We start from the raw sequence: 8,071 nt of genomic DNA, 5'->3' as shown, positions 1-8,071 counted from the left end.
TTCATGTTCATGGCAGGTTGAGGACAAGCAGAGATGGTCACCACGCTCCAACGGTTTGCCTAAACGCAGGAGGACGACGGTTGCCGTCAGGCTCAGGACAGATCGCTTGATAAGCAGCGTGTCGGTGACAGACTTCAATCTGAGCAGAAGGACATCACCGGCTCCTGTGGTCGAAATACCACCCCCGCTCGAAGACGCAATTCCTTGGTTCATGCCGAAGCCTAATGCGATCAACCCGTAAAGGGTCCGCTACGCAAGCGTGCGGCCTCTGCGGCTTCGCCTGCAAGGTGATCTCGGCCTCAACACAAACACTTCGGACGCCTGTCGCGCGGGGGATGGTCCCCCGCCTCCAAGACAGGAGCCAGAACAATGTCCTTCACCCTCGCACACGCTTTCGCCGTCAGCCTCGCCGCCACCCTCATGGTCTCCGTCGTCATCTTCCAGGCTGGTGACGGCACCGTGGGCGCGATGCCCACCGCCGAGTACGACGGTGACGAATCCACCATCATCGACGAAATCGATCCTTTCGCCCCATGACGGGGCGAAGGCCGTCTCGGCCAAACGAAGCCCCCGGCTTCGCGCGCGGCGGGTCCTCGCACTCGTCTGACGACCGAATCAGTCGCCTTCCGAATTCAGCGAAGAGAGCGCGAAACGCCGATTTGAGGTCGCCAAGCAGGCAAAATACGACTATAATAGCCGTTTTCGTGGCGTGCGTCCAAAGTCCGTAGGAGGTGATCATGCATGATCACCGCCCGACAGACACGGGCCGCACGTGCGTTGCTGGGTTGGAACCAGGAGACGCTCGCTGAGAAGGCCGTCGTATCGCTGACCGCGCTCAAGCGTATGGAGTCAGTTAACGATCTGCGCGTGCATGAAAGCACCCGCGATCAGGTACGAAGAGCATTGGAGTTCGACCGACCCCGGCGATTGCCAGCTGGCCGCCATCACAGTGTCAAATCCCCCTGCTATTCGGAGGCCTCAGATTCCAATTGACGCTCCGCTCCTGGGGAGGCTCCAGATGACGACGATCACATTTCTCGATGAGCCACCCTCAAGCGCCGCGCTGACCGAATATGATCGCCAGCACGTCAAGCTCTACGTCCGGCTACTCGATGCCGAGGCCGATGGCGCCGATTGGCAGGAAGCCGCCGAAATCCTGTTTGGTATCGATCCGGCGCGAGAACCCGAACGCGCTCGGCTGATCCATGACAGCCACCTGGCGCGGGCGCATTGGATGACGGAACACGGCTATCGGCAACTGCGCCGAGGCCGCCCGAACTGACATCTGGTGTTGTCGCTGCGGCAACACCTGTTGTCCCACCCTGGGCTTTCCACAAAATCGAATCGCGGGAATCAATGCTCGCCTGACGTGTGTAAATTCAGTAGTCAGGAGAACTGCCATGATACCTGAAACAACAGGGTGGCGCAGATCACCAGAATACGACTTCATGGATGAAGTCGGCATCGACGATCTCGCATGGGAATGCTTGCGCCGCAACAGCGACTATCAAAAAGATTTCGCAAATCTGTCTAAAACCGCCAAGCTCGACGAGCCTCTCCCGCCCAAGCTGGCGGAACGGTGGGGTTTGCGATTTCGCCGCCCGGCCAAGCCTAAGCAGTGCTGACGAGACCGTCTTCTGGCTTCCAGAGATCGACACCAGCGTCCTCCACCTGGCCCTCGATACAATGTCGCCAGATGAGACGGCCAAGACCCTCGCCGACCTGGCGGAGGCGAAACGGCGCACCACCCCCGAAGGCCTTCATCTGCTCCATCAGGGGATTTCCCCCGCTATCCAGATAATCATCCAGGCAGAGCTTTCACCCGATCGGCCTCTGGCCGCTCTGGTGCCACTCGGAGCCGACGGTCTCGACCGCATTCAGGCGCTGATACGGCTCTGGCGTCATCTGCATCACCTTCCCGTTCCGACCGATACCCGTTTGACCTCGCAGCAACGGCGCAGGCTGAAGAACATGCTGCGCGCCGCCGATGGCCGGGTGAACCATGCCGACTATCGCGAGATCGCCGAAGTGATCTTCGGCGTCGCGCGCGTTGCGGCCGAGCCCTGGAAAACCTCCGCGCTACGCGACGCAACCATGGATCTCGTCAAGGACGGGTTTGCCATGATCGACAGCGACTACCGCAAACTTCTGCGCCATCGCCGCCGTTCGTAACCGGCCGCTCGATCCGGGGTGTGCGATTTTAGGCCCCCCTAAGTTCGCACTCCCCCCTCGCGGTTGCACTTCGCCACCCTGGCCTTCGTCCGCCGCTGACAGTCAGCGGCCCCAACGACCCCCACGGAGGCCCGATCATGTCCCCCAATCTCGCCGGTTTACCACCGCGCTACCTTCGCACCCCTGAAGCTGCCCGTTTCCTCAGCCTGTCCGGTCGGACGCTGGAAAAACACCGGACCTATGGCACAGGCCCCGCCTACCGGAAACTTGGAGGCCGCGTCGTCTATTCGATTGAGGACTTGCAGGCCTGGGCCAACCGCGGCGCCGTCACCTCGACCTCCGATCCGTCCGGCTCGGTCCTTCCCGCGAAACGCCGCGAAGACGATGCGCCCGAGCGCGGCGCGCGTTCGTACCGTTGAGGAGCCGTATATGTCACGGCGTCGCCTCATCACCTCCAGCGAGCGGAGCAAGCTCGATCCCTTCATCGTAGCCACCGGCGACGCCAGCCCGCGCGACCAGCGCGATCTCATGGAACGCCCCTTCTTCTCGCTGGCCAAGGCCAAGCGTGTCGTGCCGATCCTCTACGAAACCGGCGACGTCCGCGTCGAGGTCTTCGCCGTGCCGGAACACGGCATGGCGACCATCTGGGACGCCGACGTGCTGATCTGGGCCGCTAGCCAGATCGTCGAAGCCGAGAACCTCGGCCTCAAGACCTCGCGCTTCCTGCGCTTCACGCCCTACCAGCTCCTGATGGCCACGGGACGCGAGACCGGCGCCCGCGATTACCGACTGCTGAAGGGCGCGCTGTCGCGTCTGCAATCGACCTCCATCCGCACGACGATCCGCCACGGTGAGCATTGGCGGCGGCACCAGTTTTCGTGGATCAACGAATGGGAGGAACTGACCCGCGCTGACGGCCGAGTGGAAGGCATGGAGTTCGTCCTGCCCGACTGGTTCTATCGCGGCGTCATCGACCGGACATTGGTCCTGGCGATCGATCCCGCCTACTTCCGGCTGACCGGCGGCATAGAGCGCTGGCTCTATCGGGTCGCCCGCAAGCACGCCGGCCGCCAGCCCAACGGCTGGGCGTTCGAGATCGCTCATCTCCATGAGAAATCCGGAAGCCTGGTGCGCGTCTCCGACTTCGCGCTCCAGATTCGGCGCATTGCCATTCGCCAGCCGCTGCCCGGCTATCGCCTGCGCATCGAGCGACAGGGCCGGCGCGAACTGCTCAGAATCCTGCCCGCCGAGTTATCCACAGGCCCTGTGGATAACCATGTGGAAGCACTCGGGACTTCGCACGCAAACGGTATCGGGACTTCACACGCAGCACTATCGGGACTTCGCACGCACGGATCGCAGTTAACCCTTTGGCCCGAAACGGCGATTCCGACCCTTAACTTAGAGTCTAACTCAGAATCTAACTCTTCTTTTGAAAATAGGGCTGTGAACAACCGCGACAGCGGGCGCCCTAACGGACCTGCCGGGCCGATGCAGATCGGAGACATCCTCCGCTTGCGCACCGGCCGCGAGAGCGGGGGCACACGATGATCGTGGCGCTCCTCAATCAAAAAGGCGGCGTCGGCAAGACGACGCTGGCGCTGCATCTCGCCGGTCAATGGGCCAACGAAGGCAAGCGCGTCACCCTGATCGATGCCGACCCGCAAGGCTCGTCGCTCGACTGGTCGCAGCAGCGGGCGCGTGAAGGCCTGCCACGCCTGTTCAGTATCGTCGGTCTGGCGCGCGACACCCTTCACCGTGAAGCCCCCGAGCTGGCCCGCAACGCCGATCACATCGTCATCGATGGTCCGCCGCGTGTCGCCGGGCTGATGTGCTCGGCTCTGCTCGCGGCCGACCTCGTGTTGATTCCTGTGCAGCCCTCGCCGTTTGACGGCTGGGCTTCAGCCGAGATGCTGGCGCTGATCGCCGAGGCGCGCGTTTACCGGCCCGAGCTTGCCGCCCGCTTTGTGCTGAACCGTTGCGCCGCGCGCACCGTCATCGCCCGCGAGACTGCCGAGAAGTTGGCCGATCACGATCCGCCGGTGCTTTCCGCAACAATCGGCCAGCGCGTCGCCTTCGCCGACAGGGCGCAATCCGGCCGCCTGGTTTTCGAGGCGGATACCTACAGCATGGCCGCCCGCGAGATCGCTGCGTTCGCCACCGAAGTCGGGAGGCTCGCGCCATGACGACCCTGCCATTCCACGACGGAGGCAGGTCATGACCAAGCCTGCACCAAGGCGCGGCTTCGCCGCCCGGCCCGCCGATCCCGAGAGCTGGATCAAGGCGTCCGAACCTCCAGCCATTGCGCCGGCGCAGGACGGCGGCTTCACCGCCCGGCTGACAATCGACGTCACGCCCGACCTGCGCGGCCGCATCAAGATCGCGGCCTTCCAGCGCGGCGTAACCGTCGCCGACATGCTCCGCGATCTGCTCGCGCGCGAGTTCCCACCCCCGTCAGGAGACCCCAAATGACCAGCAACGCGGCTCCCCGCGTGCGCGGCGGCCCGTCACCGGCCAGCCCCGCACCTTTCACCACTCTCGTCGAACTGACATGGGTTGAGAAGAAGATCGAGCACTGGATCAGGTTCGGTCGCCAGAGCTACGACCAGATCCTCGACCGCAGGCGGCGTGTCGTCGGCTTTGCGCCCAACAGCCTCTTCGCCTTCGTCCGCTGGGCGTCGAACGACTACGGCACGATCATCTCGCGCATCGACATCGTGCGTGCTGTTGACACGGGCGAGCCGTTCCAGACGCTGCCCTTCGTGCGCCCCGGCGGCGAAATCCTGCTCAGGATCGACGGCTGGCCGAAGGTCGAACGGGTACTGCACCTGATCGACGCCATCGAGGCGACGGGTATCGATCCGGTCGACGTCTCGCCCGACCATTGGCGGCATGTTCACAACCGGCTGACCGCAGGACATGAGCCGCGCGCCTACACCGCCGAACAACATCGGGCGTTCCTGCTGCGCCGGAGGACCGCACCATGACCCGCTTCGGCTACGTCATGACGACGTATTTCTCCGTCTTAGCCGTCGCGGGCCTGTCGTTCGTATCCATCGCGCCGAAGCTGATCTGGAACGCCAGCGCCAGTGCGCCGATCGGCTTTTACACCGTGCGGTCGGCCGACCATCTCGACGTGACCGATCTGGTCGCCGTCGATGCACCGGAACCGATCGCGGCCTTCCTTGCTGACAGCGGCTACCTGCCCCGCGGCACGCCATTGCTGAAGCGCGTCCTCGGCCTGCCAGGACAGACGGTCTGCCGCACCAGCCTCACTGTCACGGTCGACGGGATCGAGATGGGCGATGCCCTCGTGCGCGACCGGATCGGTCGGCCGCTGCCGGTCTGGCAGGGCTGCCGCCGCATCGTCGACGGCGAAATCTTCCTGATGAATTGGGAAGTTCGGGACAGCCTCGATGGCCGGTATTTCGGGCCGATCCCGTCAGCATCGATCATCGGCCGCGCGGTTCCCCTGTGGACCGACAATGACGGCGAAGGTCGCTTCGAATGGCGCGCGTCAACGCGGTGAACGCCCCGCCGACGGCGGGCACACCGCTCGCCAGTCCTCTCATCACCGCAACAGAAAGGAACCACCCATGCCACAGATCGGTCAATTCACCCGCGAGGACACGGGCTTTTCCGGGCGCATCCACACGCTAACCCTCTACCGTGAACTCACCATCGTTCCGGCAGAACCATCGGATGCCGAGAACGCGCCCGACTATCGCGTTCTTCACGGTGGAGACGACGGCGCACCCGAGATCGGAGCCGCATGGAAGCGCACAGGCGACAAGGCGGGAGACTACCTCTCCCTGCTGATCGACGATCCCGTTCTCGCTCAGCCATTCCGCGCCAACCTGTTCCGGAATGGCGACGACGATACTTCATGGTCGCTGTACTGGAACCGCCAGCCCAAGCGCGGCGAGCGGGATTGACCGATGCCGCTCTCCCACACAAAGCCCGCCATCATTACTGCGATCGGACGGCTTCCCGCCGTCCGACGCATCCCCCTCCTTCTCCTTTCCGGCCTTCTTCTCACCGTTGCGCCGCCCGTCGTTACCCAAGCGCAGAGCGTGRCGGTGACGCGACTGTCCGTCGCTGATCCACATGCCGCCTTCGTCACCGAAGCTTCGCTGCGGTTCGGCATTCCCGAACACTGGATACGCGCCGTGCGCCGCGTCGAAAGCGCCGGTGATGTGCAGGCCATATCGTCAGCCGGCGCGATGGGCCTGATGCAGGTCATGCCCGACACATGGGCCGAACTTCGCGCCCGCTATCGGCTCGGCACCGATCCTTACGACCCGCGCGACAACATCCTCGCGGGCACGGCTTACCTGCGAGAGATGCACGACCGCTACGGTTCGCCCGGCTTTCTGGCTGCCTATAATGCCGGTCCCGGTCGCTACGAGGAATACCTCGCAGGCCGCCCCCTGCCGGCTGAAACCCGCGCCTATGTCGCTACGCTCGCTCCCCTTGTCGGTGCACGCGAAATCACTCCCGCCGCCCCCGGCGCTGTCGTCGTCGCTGCCGCCGATCCACGAACCTGGACGCGCGCGCCGCTCTTCATCGGTCGCATGGATGGTGCATCGGCGGTTGATCCGGCCGCATCCGAAACGCGCCCGAATGACAGCCGGACAGCAACTCCGGCGCGCGTGGTTTCGGGCATGGCGCCACGGTCGGGCGGCCTGTTCGTCGCCCGGTCAGATGCAGGAGACCCGCAATGAGGCTTTTCGCGGTATGGCGCAGCGTGGCGAGATTCCGGTCAGGATGGGCGGGATGGCAGGGGGAGCGAGGAAGCACAACCGAACGATGGCAGGATAAAGGGGCGCGATGTGCCCTTCTGTTCGGTTGTGGTTTTTCAAGGAATTATGAGGCGATCTCGCGAGGTGCGCCTGATTGGCGCTCCTCGCGGCTTTACCGCTTTTTGAATGATTTCCGCATCTTGATGCGATGTGCGGGGCTTCGCTCATGAGCAGCGACGACGATTTCCGCATCCGGCCAGGCCGCATCCGCTCGTCTGGCGCACAGCGCACCCGCCCTTTCATCTCGCAGGCTCTGGCTGCCGCCCAGAAGGCGGGCGGCTCCGTCTCACGTAAGGGCAAGATCGGGCCGAACAATCGCTCGCGCTTCGGCAGGGGACAGCGCGCGTCCGTGCAGGCCAACCGCCTCATCACCGCACGCTCGCGCGGCGCCGTCATCAAGAGCCGCTTCATTCGCCACGCGACTCGGCGCGGCAAGCTCGGCGCCCATCTCGGCTATCTGCGCCGCGAAGGCGTCACCCGCGACGGGGAGAAGGCCAGGCTGTTCGGTCCTGGCACCGAGGATGCCGATCCCAAGGATTTCGCCGAGCGCTGCGAGGATGACCGTCATCATTTCCGTTTCATCGTCTCACCCGACGACGCGCTGGAGATGGCCGACCTCAAGAACTTCACCCGCGATCTCGTCGGCCAGATGGAAAAGGATCTCGGCACGAGGCTCGATTGGGTCGCCGTCGATCACTGGAACACCGAGCATCCCCATGTCCATCTGATCGTGCGCGGAGTCCGCGACGATGGCGAGAACCTCGTCATCTCCCGCGACTACATCAAGGAAGGCATGCGCGACCGCGCGCGTGACCTCATCACCCAGGAACTCGGCCCGCGCACCGATCTGGATATCCGCCGCTCCCTTGAACGTCAGATCGAGGCCGAGCGCTGGACGCAACTCGACCGTCAGCTTGTACGCGATGGCGGAAAATCCGGCATCATCGATCTCGCCCCGCACCCCGACCGCCAACCTGATGAATTCCATGCGCTGAAGGTCGGGCGCCTGCGCAAGCTGGAATCCCTCAGCCTCGCCGATCAGGTCGGCGCCGGCCAGTGGGCAATATCCGATACTGCCGAGGCGACACTGCGGGGAC

General features: G+C 64.1%; 14 protein-coding genes and 1 pseudogene. 14 read left to right on the top strand and 1 reads right to left on the bottom strand.

The window, feature by feature from the left end; all coding sequences use genetic code 11:
• Window positions 1-213: hypothetical protein (locus AB4Y99_RS23420; RefSeq protein ID WP_441525009.1), on the bottom strand; the 213-nt coding region annotated here is incomplete at its 3' end.
• A 156-nt stretch (window positions 214-369) separates the two neighbouring features.
• On the opposite strand from AB4Y99_RS23420, the gene AB4Y99_RS23415 reads away from it, so the two are divergent.
• The 14 genes and pseudogenes from AB4Y99_RS23415 to AB4Y99_RS23355 all read left to right on the top strand — a co-directional run.
• Window positions 370-537, top strand: a complete 168-nt coding sequence (locus AB4Y99_RS23415) for a hypothetical protein (protein WP_394083205.1) — start codon at window positions 370-372, stop codon at window positions 535-537.
• A gap of 204 nt (window positions 538-741) precedes the next feature.
• Window positions 742-909, top strand: a pseudogene (locus AB4Y99_RS27880) (helix-turn-helix domain-containing protein); the annotation flags it as partial.
• 109 nt (window positions 910-1,018) lie between these two features.
• Entirely contained in the window at window positions 1,019-1,282 is a 264-nt protein-coding gene (locus tag AB4Y99_RS23410) for a DNA -binding domain-containing protein (protein WP_441525008.1), read from the top strand.
• A gap of 118 nt (window positions 1,283-1,400) precedes the next feature.
• Window positions 1,401-1,625 (top strand): transcriptional regulator domain-containing protein, encoded by a 225-nt coding sequence (locus AB4Y99_RS23405; RefSeq protein WP_394083201.1) that lies wholly within the window; start codon window positions 1,401-1,403, stop codon window positions 1,623-1,625.
• Window positions 1,626-1,686: 61 nt separating this feature from the next.
• Window positions 1,687-2,172 carry a DUF2285 domain-containing protein gene (locus tag AB4Y99_RS23400; protein ID WP_394083199.1) on the top strand — a complete coding sequence of 162 codons (486 nt, stop codon included), beginning with the start codon at window positions 1,687-1,689 and terminating at the stop codon, window positions 2,170-2,172.
• A gap of 137 nt (window positions 2,173-2,309) precedes the next feature.
• Window positions 2,310-2,591 (top strand): helix-turn-helix transcriptional regulator, encoded by a 282-nt coding sequence (locus AB4Y99_RS23395; RefSeq protein ID WP_394083197.1) that lies wholly within the window; start codon window positions 2,310-2,312, stop codon window positions 2,589-2,591.
• Window positions 2,592-2,601: 10 nt separating this feature from the next.
• On the top strand, window positions 2,602-3,723 hold the full coding sequence (locus tag AB4Y99_RS23390) for a replication initiator protein A (protein WP_441525007.1): 1,122 nt from the start codon (window positions 2,602-2,604) through the stop codon (window positions 3,721-3,723).
• Window positions 3,720-4,358, top strand: coding sequence for a ParA family partition ATPase (gene parA / locus AB4Y99_RS23385; RefSeq protein WP_441525006.1), 639 nt, complete (start codon window positions 3,720-3,722; stop codon window positions 4,356-4,358). The genes AB4Y99_RS23390 and parA overlap by 4 nt, the downstream gene beginning before the upstream one ends.
• A 31-nt stretch (window positions 4,359-4,389) precedes the next feature.
• The gene (locus AB4Y99_RS23380) at window positions 4,390-4,644 is read left to right on the top strand and encodes a ribbon-helix-helix protein (RefSeq protein ID WP_394083189.1); all 255 of its coding nucleotides are present in this window, start codon (window positions 4,390-4,392) and stop codon (window positions 4,642-4,644) included.
• A complete protein-coding gene (locus tag AB4Y99_RS23375) occupies window positions 4,641-5,159 on the top strand; it encodes a DUF2840 domain-containing protein (RefSeq protein ID WP_394083187.1) in 519 nt (172 codons plus the stop codon). The genes AB4Y99_RS23380 and AB4Y99_RS23375 overlap by 4 nt, the downstream gene beginning before the upstream one ends.
• A complete protein-coding gene (locus AB4Y99_RS23370; protein WP_394083185.1) occupies window positions 5,156-5,701 on the top strand; it encodes a S26 family signal peptidase in 546 nt (181 codons plus the stop codon). Before AB4Y99_RS23375 ends, AB4Y99_RS23370 begins: the two co-directional genes overlap by 4 nt.
• A gap of 67 nt (window positions 5,702-5,768) precedes the next feature.
• Window positions 5,769-6,107: a DUF736 domain-containing protein gene (locus AB4Y99_RS23365; RefSeq protein ID WP_394083183.1), complete on the top strand. Its 339-nt coding sequence runs from the start codon at window positions 5,769-5,771 to the stop codon at window positions 6,105-6,107.
• Between the two features lie 3 nt (window positions 6,108-6,110).
• On the top strand, window positions 6,111-6,896 hold the full coding sequence (locus AB4Y99_RS23360) for a lytic transglycosylase domain-containing protein (protein ID WP_441525005.1): 786 nt from the start codon (window positions 6,111-6,113) through the stop codon (window positions 6,894-6,896).
• Window positions 6,897-7,140: 244 nt separating this feature from the next.
• On the top strand, window positions 7,141-8,071 hold a 931-nt coding region (locus AB4Y99_RS23355; RefSeq protein WP_441525004.1), incomplete at its 3' end, for a relaxase/mobilization nuclease domain-containing protein.

The organism is Allobosea sp. TAB14, from assembly GCF_052113865.1.
Lineage (GTDB): Bacteria > Pseudomonadota > Alphaproteobacteria > Rhizobiales > Beijerinckiaceae > Allobosea > Allobosea spartocytisi.
Note: the sequence above shows the minus strand (reverse complement) of the source record. Positions and strands in the feature narration are given on the sequence as shown.